The 17,274-nt window shown below is 70.7% G+C and carries 17 protein-coding genes and 1 pseudogene; 9 read left to right on the plus strand and 9 right to left on the minus strand.

Going from position 1 to position 17,274, the window contains the following annotated elements; genetic code table 11:
* Positions 1 to 4 precede the first annotated feature (4 nt).
* The gene (locus ACGRHY_RS27545; RefSeq protein ID WP_394638364.1) at positions 5 to 1,081 is read right to left on the minus strand and encodes a tyrosine-type recombinase/integrase; all 1,077 of its coding nucleotides are present in this window, start codon (positions 1,079 to 1,081) and stop codon (positions 5 to 7) included.
* Between the two features lie 379 nt (positions 1,082 to 1,460).
* On the opposite strand from ACGRHY_RS27545, the gene ACGRHY_RS27550 reads away from it, so the two are divergent.
* The 4 genes and pseudogenes from ACGRHY_RS27550 to ACGRHY_RS27565 all read left to right on the plus strand — a co-directional run bounded on the left by ACGRHY_RS27550 (position 1,461) and on the right by ACGRHY_RS27565 (position 5,362).
* Positions 1,461 to 3,326, plus strand: coding sequence for a type IV secretory system conjugative DNA transfer family protein (locus ACGRHY_RS27550; protein WP_394638365.1), 1,866 nt, complete (start codon positions 1,461 to 1,463; stop codon positions 3,324 to 3,326).
* A complete protein-coding gene (locus tag ACGRHY_RS27555) occupies positions 3,310 to 3,786 on the plus strand; it encodes a hypothetical protein (RefSeq protein WP_394638366.1) in 477 nt (158 codons plus the stop codon). Before ACGRHY_RS27550 ends, ACGRHY_RS27555 begins: the two co-directional genes overlap by 17 nt.
* On the plus strand, positions 3,779 to 4,366 hold the full coding sequence (locus tag ACGRHY_RS27560; protein WP_394638367.1) for a hypothetical protein: 588 nt from the start codon (positions 3,779 to 3,781) through the stop codon (positions 4,364 to 4,366). Before ACGRHY_RS27555 ends, ACGRHY_RS27560 begins: the two co-directional genes overlap by 8 nt.
* Positions 4,367 to 4,583: 217 nt before the next feature.
* Positions 4,584 to 5,362: pseudogene (locus ACGRHY_RS27565) on the plus strand (transposase family protein).
* A gap of 146 nt (positions 5,363 to 5,508) precedes the next feature.
* On the opposite strand, the gene ACGRHY_RS27570 reads toward ACGRHY_RS27565, so the two are convergent.
* A complete protein-coding gene (locus ACGRHY_RS27570) occupies positions 5,509 to 6,039 on the minus strand; it encodes a hypothetical protein (RefSeq protein ID WP_394638368.1) in 531 nt (176 codons plus the stop codon).
* A gap of 112 nt (positions 6,040 to 6,151) precedes the next feature.
* Complete coding sequence (locus ACGRHY_RS27575; RefSeq protein WP_394638369.1) at positions 6,152 to 6,475, minus strand: hypothetical protein; 324 nt, start codon at positions 6,473 to 6,475, stop codon at positions 6,152 to 6,154.
* A 53-nt stretch (positions 6,476 to 6,528) separates the two neighbouring features.
* On the opposite strand from ACGRHY_RS27575, the gene ACGRHY_RS27580 reads away from it, so the two are divergent.
* Positions 6,529 to 6,801, plus strand: a complete 273-nt coding sequence (locus ACGRHY_RS27580; RefSeq protein WP_394638370.1) for a hypothetical protein — start codon at positions 6,529 to 6,531, stop codon at positions 6,799 to 6,801.
* A 559-nt stretch (positions 6,802 to 7,360) separates the two neighbouring features.
* On the opposite strand, the gene ACGRHY_RS27585 is transcribed toward ACGRHY_RS27580, so the two are convergent.
* Both ACGRHY_RS27585 and ACGRHY_RS27590 read right to left on the minus strand, forming a co-directional pair.
* Complete coding sequence (locus tag ACGRHY_RS27585) at positions 7,361 to 8,041, minus strand: hypothetical protein (RefSeq protein WP_394638371.1); 681 nt, start codon at positions 8,039 to 8,041, stop codon at positions 7,361 to 7,363.
* On the minus strand, positions 8,038 to 8,634 hold the full coding sequence (locus ACGRHY_RS27590) for a sigma-70 family RNA polymerase sigma factor (RefSeq protein ID WP_394638372.1): 597 nt from the start codon (positions 8,632 to 8,634) through the stop codon (positions 8,038 to 8,040). The genes ACGRHY_RS27585 and ACGRHY_RS27590 overlap by 4 nt, the downstream gene beginning before the upstream one ends.
* A 446-nt stretch (positions 8,635 to 9,080) precedes the next feature.
* Between ACGRHY_RS27590 and ACGRHY_RS27595 the strand changes: the two genes are divergently transcribed.
* Entirely contained in the window at positions 9,081 to 9,464 is a 384-nt protein-coding gene (locus tag ACGRHY_RS27595) for a DUF6300 family protein (protein ID WP_394638373.1), read from the plus strand.
* Positions 9,465 to 9,635: 171 nt separating this feature from the next.
* On the opposite strand, the gene ACGRHY_RS27600 is transcribed toward ACGRHY_RS27595, so the two are convergent.
* Positions 9,636 to 10,205 carry a hypothetical protein gene (locus ACGRHY_RS27600; RefSeq protein WP_394638374.1) on the minus strand — a complete coding sequence of 190 codons (570 nt, stop codon included), beginning with the start codon at positions 10,203 to 10,205 and terminating at the stop codon, positions 9,636 to 9,638.
* A 265-nt stretch (positions 10,206 to 10,470) separates the two neighbouring features.
* On the opposite strand from ACGRHY_RS27600, the gene ACGRHY_RS27605 reads away from it, so the two are divergent.
* The 3 genes from ACGRHY_RS27605 (at position 10,471) to ACGRHY_RS27615 (ending at position 12,290) form a co-directional block, all read left to right on the plus strand.
* On the plus strand, positions 10,471 to 10,743 hold the full coding sequence (locus ACGRHY_RS27605; protein ID WP_394638375.1) for a hypothetical protein: 273 nt from the start codon (positions 10,471 to 10,473) through the stop codon (positions 10,741 to 10,743).
* A 179-nt stretch (positions 10,744 to 10,922) separates the two neighbouring features.
* A complete protein-coding gene (locus tag ACGRHY_RS27610) occupies positions 10,923 to 11,588 on the plus strand; it encodes a DUF6417 family protein (RefSeq protein WP_394638376.1) in 666 nt (221 codons plus the stop codon).
* A gap of 201 nt (positions 11,589 to 11,789) precedes the next feature.
* Positions 11,790 to 12,290 (plus strand): hypothetical protein, encoded by a 501-nt coding sequence (locus tag ACGRHY_RS27615; RefSeq protein WP_394638377.1) that lies wholly within the window; start codon positions 11,790 to 11,792, stop codon positions 12,288 to 12,290.
* On the opposite strand, the gene ACGRHY_RS27620 is transcribed toward ACGRHY_RS27615, so the two are convergent.
* The 3 genes from ACGRHY_RS27620 to ACGRHY_RS27630 all read right to left on the minus strand — a co-directional run bounded on the left by ACGRHY_RS27620 (position 12,205) and on the right by ACGRHY_RS27630 (position 17,247).
* Positions 12,205 to 13,038 carry an IS5 family transposase gene (locus ACGRHY_RS27620; RefSeq protein WP_394638378.1) on the minus strand — a complete coding sequence of 278 codons (834 nt, stop codon included), beginning with the start codon at positions 13,036 to 13,038 and terminating at the stop codon, positions 12,205 to 12,207. The genes ACGRHY_RS27615 and ACGRHY_RS27620 overlap by 86 nt on opposite strands.
* A 268-nt stretch (positions 13,039 to 13,306) precedes the next feature.
* Complete coding sequence (locus ACGRHY_RS27625) at positions 13,307 to 14,473, minus strand: hypothetical protein (protein ID WP_394638379.1); 1,167 nt, start codon at positions 14,471 to 14,473, stop codon at positions 13,307 to 13,309.
* Positions 14,470 to 17,247 carry a hypothetical protein gene (locus ACGRHY_RS27630; protein WP_394638380.1) on the minus strand — a complete coding sequence of 926 codons (2,778 nt, stop codon included), beginning with the start codon at positions 17,245 to 17,247 and terminating at the stop codon, positions 14,470 to 14,472. Before ACGRHY_RS27630 ends, ACGRHY_RS27625 begins: the two co-directional genes overlap by 4 nt.
* Between the last annotated feature and the right edge of the window lie 27 nt (positions 17,248 to 17,274).

Here is a 17,274-nt window from a genome sequence, read left to right on the forward strand (position 1 = left end):
GGTTTCACACCTCTCCCAGACGCGCTTCGAGCCGCTCGTTTGCACTCTTCCACGCTCTCTCGACGTGCTCGCTATGGACGTGGATGTAACGCGTCGTCGTCGACAACCACTCGTGACCGAGGAGTTCTTGCAGAGCCTTGAGATCCATCCCTTCCCCGTACAAAGAGGAGGCACAGTAGTGCCGCAGGACATGGGGCGTGAGCCTTCCCGCCCAACCGGGCAGCCACAGCTCGGTCGCGCCGGCCAGGCCGGCCCGCAGGGAACTGTGGTGGATCCGCATGCAATTGCCGGTGAGCTCGTCACGACGTTCGCTGGGCAGCAGCGGGGCGTCAGGGTAGGACCAGTCGGGCCCGAACTGGTGGCGGACGTCGGTGAGCCACCAGTCGATCAGGCGGTCGGCTCCGTTGATCGCCGGGACCAGCCGGGGCTTGGGCCCGCGGCCACGGCTGCCCTTGCCGTGGCGGACATGGAGCTTGCCGAAGGTTCCCAGGTCAGGGCGCCAGTCGCGGATGTCGAGCATGCGTGCCTCGTTGATCCGCAGCCCCAGACGCCGCCACAGCGAGGCAGCGAAGTAGTTCCTGGCGGCCGGCAGGTACTTGCGGGCCTCGGCTACCGACGTCCGCCACTGCCCGAAGAGCTGCTCGACCTCCGCGTCGGAGGGCGGAATCCGCAGGTTCGCGAAGACCGGACTGCTGGGGCGGTTGTACTCGTCGATCGGCTGCTGGACCACGCAGCCGGTCAAGGCGTGGATGTCGCCCTGATAGCGGCTGATCACGAAGTCGTAGAAGTGGGCAAGCATGCCGGCCTTACCCGCTCGCGTGCTGTGAGCCCGGCCCTCCAGCCGCTGACCGGTCAGGAAGCGGTCGGCGTCGTCGCACGACGCAGTCCACAGCGGGCCCCTGAGGTCGCGTGCGAACTCGAAGATGGCCGCCCGTGCGTTGCTGATGTGGCTGTCGGTCAGGTTGGCCGCGGCCATGGACAGCGCGAACTGATCAACGATCTCTTGCTCGAAGTCCTCGACGTCGCGCTGCGTCCGCAGCGCGCGAGTCGAGGAGATGTTCCGGATGACTGCCAGTGCCATGGGCCACTCAGTTCAGCGAGACAACGACTGAGTCGAGATTACTGGCAGAGTTTCAGGATTTCCGACGAATCCTCAAACTCGCCCGCCTCGGACGGGCAGCCCATGCCACCTGGCCTGCAGCCCAGTCCCGCCACCCCAGCCCTGAACGAACTCAGCGGCCTACGGACATCCGCCTCCGGGAGCCAGGCGCCCGCAGCACCGCTCATCTCGATGCGAAAGAGCGCCGCCTGATGACCCTCTGGAACCTCACCGCCCGCGCACCGGGCCGGCACACCCCGGCCCTGTCCGCTTCGCCCTCCGCCCGCCCCCGCAGGGCAGCGGCGCGCCGTAGCCACGCGGCCGTCCCCGCCTCGATATCCACCAGTGGGGGTGCTCGGTAGTGGCCAAAGTTGTTACACCGCACTCGGGCAACCGTCTGCACGTCTACAAGGACGCCTGGTGGATCGCCCTGTGCATCACCGCAGTTGCTCTCACCCTCTGGGCGTGGGTGGCCGCAATCCTCTCCGGCCTCCTCGCGCACGCCTCACCCGCGATGGTGTCGTGGAACGAAACCGCGGCCGCCATCCCCGCACTGGTCACCAACCCCCTGCATCCGCAGGACGCCTACCCGGCCGGATCCGGCGTGGGCGGTCCGTTCGCGTTCTACCCGCCGCTACTCGCCGCGGCGGCCAGCACCTGCTGGGGAGCCCGCGCCGGATGGCGACGCTGGCGCACAACGCGGGACGAGGGCACCGACGGCCTGGCCACGACCGCCCAGTTGCAGGAGGCCATGGGCGAGGCCAAGGCCCTGTCCAGGCTCGGAGCCCTGCGCCCGAGCCTGGCCACCCCGCGGCCCTCCCTCGACAAGGCAGCCGCACCGTCCAAGGCGTTGCCGTGGCGCTCCAGCGCACCGCCGCGGGTGACCGACGTGCCGGTGAGCGAAGTCGCCGTGTTCTGCGGCACCGCGATCCCGACCGGCGTGAAGCTGTACATCCCATTCGAGGAAACCGTCCTGATCGTGGCCCCTCCCCGAGAGGGCAAGACGAGTCAGCTGATCATGCCGTGGATCCTCGACTTCCCCGGCAGTGTGCTCGCCACATCCTCCAAGACCGACGTCCTGTACGCGACGGCCAAGAGCCGCGAGAAGTACGGACCGGTCATGGTGCTCGACCCGACGGGCCTGTCCAACTGGCCGCTGCAACTGCAGTGGGCCATCACGGACGGCTGTGAGGACTTCACCGTCGCCCGCAAGCGCGCTGAGACCCTCACCGGCACCGCGAAGTCGGACGAAGGCACCAAAAACGGCGGCTACTTCGTCATGAACGCCCAGATGCTGATGACGTGCTGGCTGCACGCGGCCGCGCTCGACGGGCTGAGCGGCATGGACATCCTGCGCTGGGCCACCGCTCCCACCGAGCGGCAGCCGGTGGACATCCTGGCCGCCCACGGCCAGGAGAACCTCGCCCGGGCCCTGGCCGCCCAGCACGCCGCGGCGCCCGAGGAACGGTCGGCGAGCTGGCGCACCGCCGAGCAGTCCATCCTCGCCCTGTACGACCAGAAGGTTGCCGCCATCTTCGGCAAGTCGGCCCGCGACGAGAACAACTTCTCCATCACGAGGTGGCTCACCGAGGGCGGCACCGTCTTCCTCATCGGCGAGGAGGATGAGGGAAGCTCGCTCGCGCCCATCCTGGCGGCGTTCTCACGGGCCATCCTCGACACAGCCAAGGTCATCGCGGCCCGGATGCCCAACGGCCGCCTGGACCCTCCGTTTGCACTACTCGGCGACGAGTTGGCCAACGTGGCTCCGCTGCCGCAGATCCCGAGCCTGATGTCGGTCTCCGGCTCGCAGAACATCTTCATGGTCTCCGTGTTGCAGAACCTCGCCCAGGCGCACGAGAGGTGGGGTGAGTTGGGCGTCAGAAAGATGTTCGCGGCCGCCACTATCAAGGTCATCTTGGGTGGTGTCTCGGACGAGCAGGAGCTCAAGACGTACTCCCAGCTCGCTGGCGAGTTCGAAGAGGACACCGAGTCCATCAGTGATGACGGAGACCGCGCCTCCATCAGCATCTCCACCCGGCGCCGGGCGGTACTCGAGCCCGGCGACATCCGGCAGATCAAGGAGCGCGAAGGGCTGGTCGTGCATCGGCGAACGCCCGTCACACGGGTCAAGTTCGAGCGAATCCACGAAGGCCCGCGGGCCAAGGAGATCAGCGAAGCCACCAAGGAAGCCCTAAAGAAGGTGAACAGCCATGTCGCCAGCAACTGAGTGGTCCCTGGCCGTCCTGCAGTCCGTGCGCGGCAGGTTGTCCAACCTCGCGCGACGCGTCGCCCGCCTGGAGGCATGTTCAACCCCGGGCCCCGACCAACCGCGCCGCTCCAATGAGGCCGATGAGTTCTTCGATGCTGTCCTCAATGCGCTAGATGCCTTCAACAACGAGCATCGTGTGGTGTTCAAGCGCCTGCAGCGCCTCGAGGAGAAGGTCTTGGATGCTGCCACGCCGCCTGTCCGCCAGGGCAGCGACCCGCTGGGCCCGCTCTTCGACTCACTGGAGTCCATCAACGGCGAGCTCACCGGCTTCGCCGCACGCCTGACCCGACTTGAAGACGCAGTGTTCCGGGCCCAGCCCATCCCCCGGTCACCGCGGCTGGCGCGCTCTTCGCCCGCCGCCGCGACCGTGCGCGCGGCGCGGAGCCGCCGGATACGAAAGGCGGTGTCACGTGCCTGATCCACTCGGCCCGCTCTTCGACGCGCTGGAGTCCATCAACGGCGAGCTCACTGGCTTCGCCGCACGCCTGGCCCGGCTTGAGGACGCCGGCGCAGTACGGGGCGGGGCGAAGCAGGGCGCCTCCGGTGAGGACGGCAGCAATGACAGCGCCCGCGTCCGCGGTGCGCCCGTCGTGTGGCACAAAGTCAAGGAGGAAGAACGTGCCGAGCTGTGGGGTGAGTTCACCGCCTGGGTAATCCGCATGGCCGACACCTACGAATTGACCACCGAGCAGCTTCCGCACGCCTGCTGGTGGGAGCACGGCGCTGTGGTGGCCGAACTGACCGCGCTGTGGACCGGCTGGGAGTCGGCCTTCGGTAACGAGGAGGACGCGGCAGCCGGCCCCTACCTGTGGCATGACGCCTGGGCACGCGGCATCGAGCGGATCGGGCGCTCGTGGCTCGGCGAGTGCACCAACGGCTACCACCAGGCCAAGTCGCGCACCGTCTGGGGCACCGATCCCGCTTACCGCAAGAAGATCATCAAGGCCGGGCCACCCGGCGTGAGCAGCAGCGGACCAACTAATCCCAAGGCCGCATAACCCCATCCGCGTTCCCGGCACCACCCAGCATCGTCCTCGACCCGGGTTGCGCCGGCCGTCGCCAACCAAGCCAGCCGTACGGGCGCGCTCGCTCTCCGACAAAAGGAGCCTCTTCCAACCTGACGAGTGGTTGGACCGGTGACCCCGGTGGCGGGCATGAAGAAAGCTCCTGGTAGACGGGTTCACGACCAAGATCACCAGTCCGCCAGGAGCTCTCGTGCTTGTCTACCCGTCTGCCATCGATCTGTCCAGGCGCACCCTGCAGCGTCTCGCCGGTCTGCTCGCGGGGCACCGGCGTCGGATCGGCTCCCGCTGGCGCCGCCTCACCTGGCCGGCAGGCCCTGCTCGTCCTCGCGCACCTGCGCTGCGGTGACACTCCCCCAGCCTCCGGCCGGGGGCACCCCCAACGCCCGCCTGGCGGCGGGTTTCCGCATCGGGATCGCCACGGCCTACCGCTACATACGCGAGACCGTCGATCTCCTGGCCTCGCTCGCACCGACACTGGAGCAGGCCATGGACACGGTCCGCAGGAAGGCCTACGTGATCCTCGACGGCACGCTCCTGCTGACCGACCGCATCGCCGCCGACCGCCCGTACTACTCGGGCAAGAAGAAGCACCACGGCATGAACGTGCAGGTTCTCGCCGACCCGGCCGGTCGCCTGATCTGGGCGTCGGACGCACTGCCGGGATCCACGCACGAGCTGACCGCGGCCCGGACCCACGACATCCCGGCCGCTTTGGCCGCCGACAACATCAAGTGCTGGGCCGACACGGCGTACCAGGGTGCGAGCCCCGCCATCCGCGTCCCGTTTCGGGGCAGGAACCTGCGCGGCTGGCACCGGCGTCACAACCGGGACCATGCCAAGATCCGCAGCATCGGCGAACGCGCCATGGCGGTCCTCAAGGGTTGGCGGCTCCTGCGGAAGCTCCGCTGCAGCACCACCCGGATCACCGCCATCGTCCGAGCCGTCGTCGCCCTCGAACTCGCCAACTGATCAAGATGAAAAATCTTCACAGTGGGGCAGCGCCGCTTTGGCCGGTCCGGTGCGGGAGGCAGGTGCTTCTCAACGGATACCGTCCCGGCCCAGAGCGTGTGGCGGGGCGTCTGGCCAACCCGGGGCACAGACCGCGCCTTCGGGGCTCAGGTGACTACAGGAAGGAACAGTTCGCAGACAATCCCGTAGACCGCGGTGGCATCCTGGACCGTCCGGCCTCTGGCCATGAGCGCGCGGCGGGTAGCGTCGCGCGCCTTGGGGTGTTTCGGGTCGACCAACCGGGCTTCAGCCACGGCGCCTTCGAGTTCCTGCAGGTGCTGGACGTGGCGGTCTGTCGGATGGGCCGTCACCGTCACAGGGCCCCTCTTGAGTTCAGTGATCGGGGCGGTGCCCGGCGGCGGGGCGACGTGAGGCGCAACGCCCGGAGCACCGGCCGCGGAGAAGGCAGGCTCTACGGCTGGCCGAGGCGCTGCCAGGACCAGCAAGGCGCACAGGTCGAAGAGGCTCACGGGGCCGAATCCTCGGCCCGAGAGCCTCTGGAGGGTGGCAGGCGCATCCCAGGAACGGCGCGCGGCGTCGTCCACGGCGTGGTTGATCAGGTCATCCGCGATGGCCTCCAGCGCTGTCCAGTATTCGGCGGTCCGGAACGACGATCTGGGCGAGGAAGAGGCAGCCATGTCGATAACCTAGCCGCCCCGCCCGATGAGCATCGGACGGGATCCCGAACACCACATCGACGAGAGTGAAGCGCCCGCCGAGAGCAACGAGAACTGCGAGCCGAGAGTCGCTTCAGGTGGCTTGTGACACCGCGCGCTCAGCCAGCAACTGCCGCTCTGCGTGCCCCTTCAACCATGCATGCGTTCGAGCGTCGAATTCGGCCTGATCACGGTACGAGTCCTCGGCAGTCCACTGCTCGGAGTGCACCCTTCGGTGGTACACGACGTCAGGCAGCAATTCTCCCGCCCAGCGGGCGCAAATGCCAGCAATATAGGCGTAATCCTCCCTCTTGTGGAGCCCGCCATGTCCGACTGCCCGGGCAAGGGGCATATCGGTCAGCAGCATGCAGTGTCCGAGCGGCGGCTTGCTGGCGAGCGGGTCCGGCCAGTAGTCCAACACCTCGCCGGCCGCGAGCGGCAGTGACGCGGCCGCGAGGATGACTCACCAATGTGACCGGCCTGCCGCACGAGGTCGGCACCGTCTTCGGCCGCCGCTGGGCCGAGCGCCTGCCCGCCAGCCAGATTCCGCAGATCCTCGCCGCTCTCCGGCAGATCCGGCCGCGCATCCCCCGCGCACTGGACGGCGAGTTGCTGCGCTACGCCGCCCGCTTCGGTCTGCTCGACGACCAGAGAGCGGAGACCGGCAACGATCACCGCATCGCGGTCCGGGCAGGCTTCTGGAACACCATCGACGCCACTGCTGTCGAACCGGCCGCCCGGTAGTGCAGCGCGGACACCGGAGCGGCATGGGCCCGGGGCACCGGCCACCCGGGCCATACGCGCCGACGCGCGGACCCGCCTATACCCATCAAGCGGCAGCCGGTCATATGGTCGTCATGGCGTGCTAAGGCGTAGAGCCCTCGGATCTTGGCCGGTGACAGGAGCGCGCCCTTGGGCAGGCCCCGCACCCCCACACGGGGCCTGCCCACGCCCGGCCCCCGGTCGCCGGCCGGGGCGTCGTCGGTGACGCCCGACCTTCACTGCCGACCGGGCTGGGGGGTGTCACAGGCGGTACTGGAGCCAAAACCCGATCGGGCCGGCGGCGGCGGTTCCGGCGCCGTAGCAGGCCCCGCGGAGCATCACAGGGCGAGGGAGCGGGCGGGGGAAAGGGTGTGCTTCTTGCCCGGCGCACCGGGGGCGGGCCTGTCCTGCATGGCAGAGCGTCCTTTCCTTCTGCGGAGGGGGTGCGTCGAAGGGAGCCCTGCCCGGGCTGGGATATGGCCTGCCGACCGGTTCCGGCCGCCTACCGCGGGGCTCCCTGACGCCTGCTTAAGGGTGCTGTTCAGCGCCGGTCGGCCAGATCGGCCAGCTGGCGGGCCAGCCGCCGGTCCGGGCGGGTGACGATGCCGCAGCCACTGGGGGAGCGCGCAGCGAGCCGGTCGACCTCGGCCTCCAGCGCCTCGGTGGGCACGTACGCGGCCGAGCCGTGGGTGCGCACGTAGCGGGCGAAGACGTCCAGCAGTTCGAAGAAGCCGTCCACCGGCGGTGCGGTGGTCGCGTCGGGTTCGGTCGGGGCGCTGGTGGCCTGGGCCAGCCAGTGCCGTGCCTCGCGCACCTCGCCGAGTTCCAGGTGGTGCAGGTGGAGGCAGTAGGCGGCGGTGCGGTGCCCGGCCCCGGCGGCCAGCTGCCACCAGAACTGGGCGGACTCGGCGTGCCCGGTCAGGTGCAGCAGGCACGCGAAGACGAGGGCGCCCTCCACATCCAGCTGCTCGGCGGCCGCCTCCCGGCTGCGGGCGGGGTCGTCGACCAGGCGCTCCAGACGGTCGGCGGCATCGGGGCGGGCCAGCGCCCACCGGGTGACCACCGCGAGCTTCTGCCGCGCCCGCTCCGCCTGCGCCAGCTCCCGGCCGCTGCCGGCCCCGGCCCGGTCGGCGGCCAGCCGCCGCAGCCCGGCCGCCACGTCGAAAGAGCTTGAGGACGTCGGCACTCTCGCGTCGGCCAGCAACTCGTCGATACCGGTCATCGCCCCTCCTCCTTCTTCCTGCGTGCGGTCTGCGCGGGCAGGCCCAGCCGTACCCGCAGGTGCTCCTTGGCCCGGCGGCCGTGGTAGTCCACCGTCCGCTCGCCCAGCCCCATGAACCAGGCGATGCGCTGGGTGGGGTAGCCCAGCACGTACCGCAGGACAATCACGTCGAACTGACGCGGCGGCAGCTCGGCGATCGCCTCATACAAACCCCGGCTGCTGTGCATCACCTTGAACTGGTCCTGCGCAGCGCGCAGCGCCCGGGCGACGGGCCCGTTGAGGACGAATGCCGGCGGCCGGTCCTCGGCCTCCAGCCGACCCGCGACGATCCGCCGCACCACCGCCCAGGCCCGCTGCTCGAGGTTGCCCTCCCGCAGCAGCTCCTCCCAGCTGGCCCTGATCTCGCAGAAAGCGTCGTGGACGGCATCCTCGGCCGCGGCGCGGTCGCCGAGCTGGGCCTCGGCGTAGTCGTGGTAGAGCTCCTGGTGACCCAGGTAGAACGCCTGTATGTCCAGCGGAAGGTTCACCGGGGTGTGCACCGGCCGGCCGAGACCTGTCTGGCCCGTGCCCGGGGAGAGATCGTCGGCCACCATCAGGACCTCCCTCCGCCCGCCGGGACGCCGCCTGCGGCCGGGACACGCCCGGCACCGTCAACCATCATGATCATCGTTTCCTCGCCGTTGAGGGCGGCACCGACCCCAACAGGCCGGTGCCGGAGGCCCACTGAGGGGGCCTCACAACCCACCTAAGCGATTTTCCGGGCCGCTCACGCATGCCAGCCCAAAGAAAATCACCCTGTGATCACAGCTGGAGACCATACGTAAGATCATCACGCAAAGCGCAAGCCGGACCAACCGCCTGAACTGCGGCTATAACCCCCGGCCCCTGCCACACCTCGCCACCCACCGTCCCTGTACCGAGCCAACCTCCGCAGCCCACCGCCCATCGAGGCGTCCCGCACCTTCCTCTTGACGCCGCGCCGACAGCGGGCGCACCGTAATGAGCCACGCGAAACATGCCCCGAAAGGGGGAAACAGCCGTGTCCCTGCAGTGGCGCTACCGGGTACGCCCCGACGGCTCCTTCACCCGCGTCGCCAACATCAACGGCGCCCTCGACAACGTCAGCGACGAGGAACTCGCCCGCCTCGACACCGCGATCGGCGGCGAGGGCCAGGACCCCGAATCGGCCCGCCCGTGCTCGCGCTGCCCCGGTGAGCTGCTGCTGTACTGGCACGGTCCGCTGGCCACCGGAGTGTGGATGGAGCTGTGCCCGGCCTGCGACGCCCACCGGCCCGCCGCCCGCGCCCTCATCCGCTGGCACCGCGACCCCGACCGCGACCCGACGGCGCTGCCGAAACTGTTCGAGGACTGGGAGAGCGAGACCATGGCCGCCCACGGATGGTTCCGCGCCACACCCGAGTAGACCCGGGCCCGGCCGGCCGGGTCCCCCCGGACCGCTGCCGGTGATCTTTCCGGTGGCCCCGATCGGCGAAGGGCGAAACACCAGTACTCAACGCACGCCCACCGGCCCTCGGGGATCAGCCACGGCACCCGCCGGAGAGAACCACATGCTGTCCAGCGGCACCGCTCGGTGTCACGCAGGGGCCGGCTGCGTCTCTTCCAGTACCTCGGCGACCTTCCGCGCCAACTCGGCGACACGGGGCGGCAGATAACTGTCCAACGCCTCGACGTCGTCGCACAGCCGCGCCTTCAGCCCGTGCAGGCATGCCTCGGTGAACAGCTTCTGCGGGTCGTCCTCGGGGCGCTGCGCCTGCTCGGCCTGCCGCTGGCCCCGGCTGTGCCGCATCCGGTTCGCCGGTGCTCGCATCGCCTCGTACGAAAGCGCCTCGCCTCCCAGGCCCGCCAGGTGCGCGCGGTCCTCTTCCTGCGGGCCGGCGGACCGGAACTGCTGCTGCCCGGCCTGGAGGTAGCTCTGCAGCGTGTGGGGGTCCATGCCAGTGTGCTCGCAGTACGCGGCGATCAGCAGGGCCACCGTGTCCATAGTGTCTGCTGCGTCCGTGGCCCGGTACAGGGTCATCCGCTTCCAGGTGTGCGCCTGGTCGGGCTCGGTGTACCGCAGCACCTCCTGGCAGTTCGAGACCGCCTCAGAGACCAGCTGGTGAACCGCCCGCCGCAGCGGCTCGGGCATCTGGATGTCGTCCATGACCGCACGCTAGAGGAGCCACGGCCCCGAAGAGGGAAGTCGGGCCTTGCACTCACCCGGACGGACGAGCCCCGGCCCCGGCCCGCACCGGGAAAAGGGGCCATGCGGGGAGCCGCCTGCGCCACACGGCCGACACACCCCCCCAAGGGCCTCGCCACCGCCGCCGCGTCCCCGCCCCGGCACTCACAGGCCACAGCCCCTTCACCCAGCCACTTCGCCCCGCTTCGCTGCGGCAGTGTCGGTGCCAGCTGGGATGCTGCCGGGCATGGACGCGGAGGAATTCATGCGCGGCCGGGTCTACGGCACCGACCACGACGACCCCCACCCCGGCCCCCGGGCAGGCCACGTCTACCGGGAGCTGGTGGGCGGGCCACTGGACGGCCTGCTGCTCGACGTCACCGGCTGGGACGAGGAACGACTGAGCCAGGGCGTGGCCCTGGCCACCGAGATCGGCGCGTTCGGACCCGGCGGCCGCGCCACCTATCAGCCCCGCCCAGGCGATGCGCACCGATGGGACTGGTGCGGGGACATGCCCTGACCGGGCCCGCACGGAACCCGGCGCCATCCCCGCCGCTGCCAACGCGGACAGGTGGGAGTTGTACGGGTGGTGTACGGGCGAAAACACCACCCGGCCGGTGCGCGGTGGGACATGATCCCTCCCGGTGGGCCCGGGGACAGCGGCCCCGCGGTGTTGGCGAGGAAGGAGAGCGGGCGGGGATGACCGACAAGATCACCAGCGGGCAGTGGACGGTCCTGGAGCATCTCGCCGCGGCGGAGCGGGCGGGGGAGACGGTGCGGCAGACCTGGCTACCAGTGGGCGGCCCCCTGGAGGAGCGGGCGGTGCGGGCGCTGGAATGGGTAGGACTGTGCCGCACCGTCCCCGCCTCCGAGGTCCTGCGCGCCCACGCCGCCCGCCCGCCCGAGGCCCGGGCCGCCCGCATCACCCCCGAAGGCCTGGACGCGCTGGCCTGGCACCACCACCGCACCAACGCCGACCGGCCGTGCCCGGCATGGACCGCGAAGGCGGCCGACCCCGCCTACCAAGAGGTCGCCCTCCAGCCGCACGAGATGCTCCTGCTCCGCCGCTACACCCACCTCCTACCCGATCTGGCCGCCGCCCCGGCGGCGGCCGGCACCCTGTGGGAGGCCCTGATCGAGGCCCACTACGACACCGCCACCAACCGGTGGCGCCTCCAGCTCGACGACACCGGCCTGGCCGGCCTGGCCCACGCCGTCCACTTGGAGGCGCTGGCCGGGCAGGTCACCGCCCGCAACCGCCTGCACCGCACTTGCGGCCTCACCCACCCTCACTCCGTCCCCACCACCCCGGCCGCCGTCCCGACCGCCGGGCCCACGACGGTCGACGCGGCGGCCCCGGAATGACCACCGGCAGCCGAAACTCCCGGGCGTGCCACCGCTCAAGACCGCCACGCCCGGCACCCGGCGCCCCGACACGTTTGGGCAGGCCTTAGAGGGCTTCTCGAAACCGAGTGTGGGGGCTGGGTTTGTGCTGGTGAGGCATGGTGTCGGGGCGGGTGAGGTAGGTCCGGTGCGTCCGTGGAGATGGCGTGCTGGAGGTGTGTGATGGCGTCGGTGCTGGGGCGGCTGGAGGAGCGGGAGCGGGCGGCCCGGAAGCGGGTGGAGGAGTTGCAGGCCGAGTTGGAGGCGGCGCAGTCGGAGTGGGACGAGTGGCTGATCGCCCGCAGGCGGGTCGGTGAGGTGTGGGACGCGGGTGAGAGTGCAGGCCAGGAGACTGTGGCGGGGAAGACGGCGGAGGGGAACAAGGCCGGAACGCCGTCGGCGGCGCGGCCCGGGTCGGTGGTTCCCATCTGGCGGGAGGGGCTGTCGGTCGAGGTGCTGGCGCCGGAGTATCAGCAGGTCATGGGCCTGCTGGTCGAACGCCGCGCCGCCGGTGGCCAGCCGCTGAACTGCCGTGAGATCACTGCCCTGGCGGGGCTGGAGGTGGTTCCGGCGAAAATTGAGGGTGTGCGGTGCAAGCTCAAGCGGCTCGTTGCGCGGGGATGGGCGCACGAGCCGGTGCCGGGCCGGTTCGCCTGCGGCGACGGCCGAGACGGCGGGTCATGACCATGGTCATCGACCACAGGATCATCGCCTCCGAGGACGTGGGCAGCCGCTCGTAGTCACGGGCGAGGCGCCGGGATCGGGTGAGCCAGGCGAACGTCCGCTCGACGAGCCACCGTTTGGGCAGCACGACGAAGCCTGCCTGGCTGTCGCTGCGGCGGATGACGGTCAGCATCAGGTTCAGGGCGGTCGCGCACCAGCCCACCAGCATGCCGGTGTATCCGCTGTCCGCCCATACCCGCCCAAGGCGGTGATGCCGCCGTGCGGCCTGGGTCAGGAGGTCCTGGGCGGCGTGGCGGTCGCCCGTCGAGGCGGGGGTGACCATGACCGCCAGGATCAGGCCGAGGGTGTCCACCACGATGTGCCGCTTGCGCCCTTTGATTTTCTTCCCGCCGTCATAGCCGCTGGTCGCGGCCCCGACCGTGGACGTGCCTTTCGCGGACTGCGAGTCGATCGCCCCGGCCGTCGGCTCCGCATCCCGGCCCTGCGCTTGGCGGGTCGCGGCGCGGAGCCGGTCGTGGAACTCGCCGATCAGCCCCTGCCCGCGCCAGCGGGTGAAGAACCGGTGCACCGCCTTCCACGGCGGGTAATCGGCGGGCAGCGCGGGCCACTTCACGCCGTTGTCGACCACGTACCTGATCGCATCGAGTATGTCCCGGTGGCAGTACTCCTCCGGTCGGCCGCCCCGGCCCTCGGCCCACGCGGGCTTCGGGATCATGTCGCGGACCGCGGCCCACTCCGTGTCCCTCATGTCGGTCGGACAGCAGTGCCCGCCGGACGGATTGTCCGCGGCGTTGCCGTACGTGTGGGCGAAGCAGTCACACGTACGCGTGTCCGGAATGGACTCCTTCACAGCAGACCGATACAACTGCGGCAACAGGGCCTCCCGGTGAGCAGTGGCGTAGACACCCTCTGTGCTACCGAGAGGCCCTGCCTTCATGCCCCCGCGCGGCCACCATCACCCGAACAGCACACCCGTACGGAACCCCCAGCCCCACACTCGGTTTCGAGAAACTCTCTTAGCCGGGCCCGTTGTGGGTCAGCCGGACCAGATCGGAGAGAACCTGGGCGTTGGTGGCGTGATCATGGCTCAGGTTGACGGCATGCTTGGGCAGGTGGTTTAGCACGGTCAGGACTGCGGTGCGCGCCGTGGGGTTTCCGGCGGCGCTGCCGTGGACGAGGCCGAAGAGGTCCGGGTAGCGCTCTTCGTCTTCCGAGGTGACGAAGACGTCTGGGGTGGCGGTCTGGCTCCGCGCCTGCTCGGCCTGTGCCGGAATGCCGGGGGAGGGGGTGATACGGGGAAGGAGCACGGTGGTCGCGGCCGCGGTGGCGGCCAGGGACAGGCCGAACCAGCGGATGAGCTGGTCGGGCCAGATGTGGGCCTTCAGCTCGCGGCCGGAGGTAGTTCTCACGGGAGTGGGGTGTGCGGAGATGAGGGCGTTGGTGACGCGCTGGTCCTGGGTGGGGTGGGGTGGTTCGCCGCTGGTGAGGTGGGCGCGGGCGGCGGTGGTGTAGGAGAGGGCGTCGAGCAGGCCGAGGCCGATGGCGGCTGCCGCGGGCCAGGGTAGGAGGTCGAGTGTGCCGTGGCGGTTGGGGCGGGCGAAGCAGCAGTCGCTGGCGAGGAGCGCGGCGCCGGTGGCCGCCAGGGTGAGTGCGGTGGTGGTCTTGCCCGCGCCGGATCTGCCGAGGGCCAAGAGGGCTTGGCCGTCGGGGAGCACGGCGGCGGAGGCGTGGAGGAGGGTCCAGCCGTCAGTCAGGAGTTGGGCGCGCATCATCTCGCGGGCGAGGCGGGTGACGGCGGTGGCCAGGCGGGTGGGCCGGCCGGGGGTGGAGCCGGCTGCCAGGTAGAGGTGGGAGGTGATCTCTAGGTGCCGTGTGGTGGGGGTGTAGCGGTAGGCGAGGGTGGGGTCGGTGAGGGTGTGGGCGGTGACGGTGCCGTCCGGGTGTCGGGTGTAGCCGATGCGGTCGCGGGCGAAGACGGCGTGCCGAGGGTGGGTGGTGGGGTCGCCGGTGGGTGCGCCGCCGTCAAGAGCGGTGATTACTGGGGCGGTGACGCCGTCGCTGTCGCCGGGGGTGACGGTCCAGTGAGGGCCGAAGTAGCGGGCCGCCCAGTCGGTCACCGTGGGGGTGTTGGAGCGGATGGTGACGGTGTGCCCGTCGGCGTCCAGGGCGAGCGCGTAGGTCACGAGGAGGCTGCCTTTCCGGTGGGCCCGTCAGCCGGGCCGCAGCAGGAGGGGTGGGCGCCGGCGGGTGCCGCATCTTGGGGCTGGAGTCCGTCGGGGGCCTGCGCGCGCAGGACGGCGGCCATGTGGGCGATGCGCCGCAGCGGTGCCAGCTCGGGCACCGGCAGGGGGGTGTCGGCCAATAGGGTCTCGGCGGCGTGGCGTACGGAGGTCTCCAGCGGGGAGTCGTGGAGGACCTCGTCGTGTACGACGGTGCCGTTGCGGGTCGCGGTGATGCGGTGGTGGTTGCGTTCCAGCTGCCAGTTGCCGGGTGTGGTGACGGGGTCGAGGTGGAGGGTGAAGCGGGTACGGCCGGCGTGGACGGTGACGTGCCGCTGCCGGTCGTCGGCCGGGCGCAGCCCCCGGTGCCAGGGGTGCCCTGGTGCGGGAGGGATGCCGCCTGCGGGGCGGGGGCCGAGGATGGAGGAGGTCAGCTCTAGGCGGATCCGGCCGCCGGTGGCGAGGTGGGCGACGGTGGTGTGCTCGGTTAGGGCGGCGACGAACAACCGCGGATCGTAGGTGGGTGTGAGGGCGGCGGTCGGGTCGGAGGCGAGGTAGGCCTGCCAGACAGGTGGGGGGAGGACGCCGTGCAGGACGGCGAGCATGTGCAGCCATTCGTAGCCCAGGACACCGTAGTCACGGTCGACGAAGCGGCCGGCGGCAGCGTCGGGACGGCGGTCCTTGGTGAAGGTGACCGAGACCTTCTCGATGGCCGCGTCGGGCTCGAGGCGGGTGATGATGTCGATGAATGCTGGTAGGACGGCGGCGTGCTGGTACTGGTCGTTGACGACGACCCGGGCGTGGGGGTGGTCGGCCAGCAGGCGGGTGAAGGTGTCGATCTCATGGCCCCGGCAGGCCGGTTTCTCCAGCAGGACGCGGGCGGCCGGGTTGTGCGCCAGGATCGCGCGCAGCACCGGGAGGTGGTCGGCGGTGGGGCAGCAGATCGACCACAGGTCGATGCCTGCGGCCACCGCCGGAGACAGGTCGCCGACTTCGTGGGGGAAGGACCGCACGGAGGTGGGGAGGTCCTGGTGCTTGGGGTCGATGACGGCCAGGTCGGCACCGAGGCGGGTGAGGATCGTGGTGTGCAGGCGTCCGGCGATGCCGTAGCCGACGACCGCGGCATGCTTCAGCTGGGTCTTCGGCGCGTGGCGCTGGGGTGGCACGCCGAGCAGGCGACGGGGCACGGGCGGTGCGATGTACTGCTCGTAGTAGGCTTGCCACAGGCCCGCGGCCTTGATGGCGGCATCGGCCGGGGCGGTGTGCAGCCCGGCCGGTACGCGGCCCGGGTCGGCGCACAGGGCTGCGGCGGCGATGAGAGTGCCGGCGCGGTAGGCGTCGTAGCCCTGGTTGGGGATGGAGTCGGCCTCGAAGAGATTCATGGAGCGGCCGTTGCCCAGCAGGGTGACCGTCCGGCCGCCAGGCAGGGGGAAGCGGATGCCGACGCCGGGGATTTCGGTGGCGTGCCGGCGAAGCTGCCCTTCGGCCAGGGCGGAGAAGTCGCGGGTGGCGAACGGCGCCAGCAGCACCTGGTCGGGCAGGACGTCGAGGTCGGTATCGGTTAGCGCGATCTCGCCGGTGGTGCCGATGATGAGAAACGGGTCGGTGGCGGCGAGGGCGTCGCCGGTGGTGCGGTGGGTGGCGAACCCGGCCTCGGCGGCGTCGATGAGGGCGACCGGGTCGGTGTCGACGATGTCGACGCGGCACCCCAGGGCGCGCATCTGGACGGCGAGGCGGGAGCCGAGGGTGCCGTAGCCCAGAAGGAGGACCTGGCGGCCGATCAACTTGCGGTCGGGCAGGATGGTGCGTAGCCGCCGCAGGCAGGAGTCGGCGATCTCACGGTAGCCCAGGCGGGACTTGAGCTGGGAGCGTGCCAGGTTCAGCACCGGGATCGCCAGCGGCCCGGCGGCGGCGATGCGCTTGACGCCGCTGATGGTCAGCTCCAGGGCGGCGTCGATGGTGCGTGGGGCGCCGACGGCGCCGTAGCCGCGGGCCAGCAGCCCACCGTCGTCGATGACCAGCACCCGGCGCCCGGCGGTACGGGCGGCGTCCAGGAACGCGTCGATCCCGCCGCCGACTCGGGCCAGGTCGGCGGCGTGGGCGGCCGGGGCGTTGACGGCGCTGTTGTCCAGCACGTCGCTGCGGTAGCCGCGCGCGGTGAAGGTGGCGTGGACCCGCTCCCGGTTCCAGGTGCGGTCGCCCTTGTCCAGCGCGAAGATCCACTGCGCAGGGATACCGGCCCGCTCCATCGCCAGCAGGAAGCCGGCGCTGTGCTCCAGGTAGTGGTCGCGGAAGAGCAGCGCCCAGCCGCCGTCGAACGCCGGCTGCGGTGCGCTGTAGCGCTGCAGCAGCGGCATCGAGGCGCGGATGCTCTCCAGCTCGCTGCCGGTGTAGGGCAGGGTACGGGCGGCCAGCGCGTCGTGGAGCTCGGCGGCGAGCCGTCCCGCGTCGGGGGCGGGGTCGATCAGGATCTCCACGGCCTCCGGCGCCGGGATTTGGAACCCCAGCGTGCGCGGGGCCTGCGGCGGGAGAGGCTTCCACCGCACCTCCGCCACGGTACGCGAGATGCGCGGATCGGTCAGGCGAACCGCGTCCGTGGCGGGGTGCTCGCACCGCAGGCGGTGGCGTGCGGCGACCGCGGCGGCGGTGGCGGCGACCGTCTCGCCGGTGACCGGTCCGCGCAGGACCGTCCACGAACTTGCCGGGCCTTCGGCGTCGGGTATGGCCGATACGGACATCTGGTGGGTGCTCCCTTGTGCTCGTCC

The sequence above is a fragment of the Streptomyces shinuiensis genome (genome assembly GCF_043660855.1).
Lineage (GTDB): Bacteria > Actinomycetota > Actinomycetes > Streptomycetales > Streptomycetaceae > Streptomyces.

Bases quoted from the DNA above. Each gene is read 5' to 3' on its own strand.
- ACGRHY_RS27545 (WP_394638364.1), bottom strand. From the start codon at position 1,081: ATGGCACTGGCAGTCATCCGGAACATCTCCTCGACTCGCGCGCTGCGG.
- ACGRHY_RS27555 (WP_394638366.1), top strand. From the start codon at position 3,310: ATGTCGCCAGCAACTGAGTGGTCCCTGGCCGTCCTGCAGTCCGTGCGC.
- ACGRHY_RS27570 (WP_394638368.1), bottom strand. From the start codon at position 6,039: ATGGCTGCCTCTTCCTCGCCCAGATCGTCGTTCCGGACCGCCGAATAC.
- ACGRHY_RS27585 (WP_394638371.1), bottom strand. From the start codon at position 8,041: ATGACCGGTATCGACGAGTTGCTGGCCGACGCGAGAGTGCCGACGTCC.
- ACGRHY_RS27590 (WP_394638372.1), bottom strand. From the start codon at position 8,634: ATGGTGGCCGACGATCTCTCCCCGGGCACGGGCCAGACAGGTCTCGGC.
- ACGRHY_RS27600 (WP_394638374.1), bottom strand. From the start codon at position 10,205: ATGGACGACATCCAGATGCCCGAGCCGCTGCGGCGGGCGGTTCACCAG.
- ACGRHY_RS27605 (WP_394638375.1), top strand. From the start codon at position 10,471: ATGGACGCGGAGGAATTCATGCGCGGCCGGGTCTACGGCACCGACCAC.
- ACGRHY_RS27610 (WP_394638376.1), top strand. From the start codon at position 10,923: ATGACCGACAAGATCACCAGCGGGCAGTGGACGGTCCTGGAGCATCTC.
- ACGRHY_RS27615 (WP_394638377.1), top strand. From the start codon at position 11,790: ATGGCGTCGGTGCTGGGGCGGCTGGAGGAGCGGGAGCGGGCGGCCCGG.
- ACGRHY_RS27620 (WP_394638378.1), bottom strand. From the start codon at position 13,038: ATGAGGGACACGGAGTGGGCCGCGGTCCGCGACATGATCCCGAAGCCC.
- ACGRHY_RS27630 (WP_394638380.1), bottom strand. From the start codon at position 17,247: ATGTCCGTATCGGCCATACCCGACGCCGAAGGCCCGGCAAGTTCGTGG.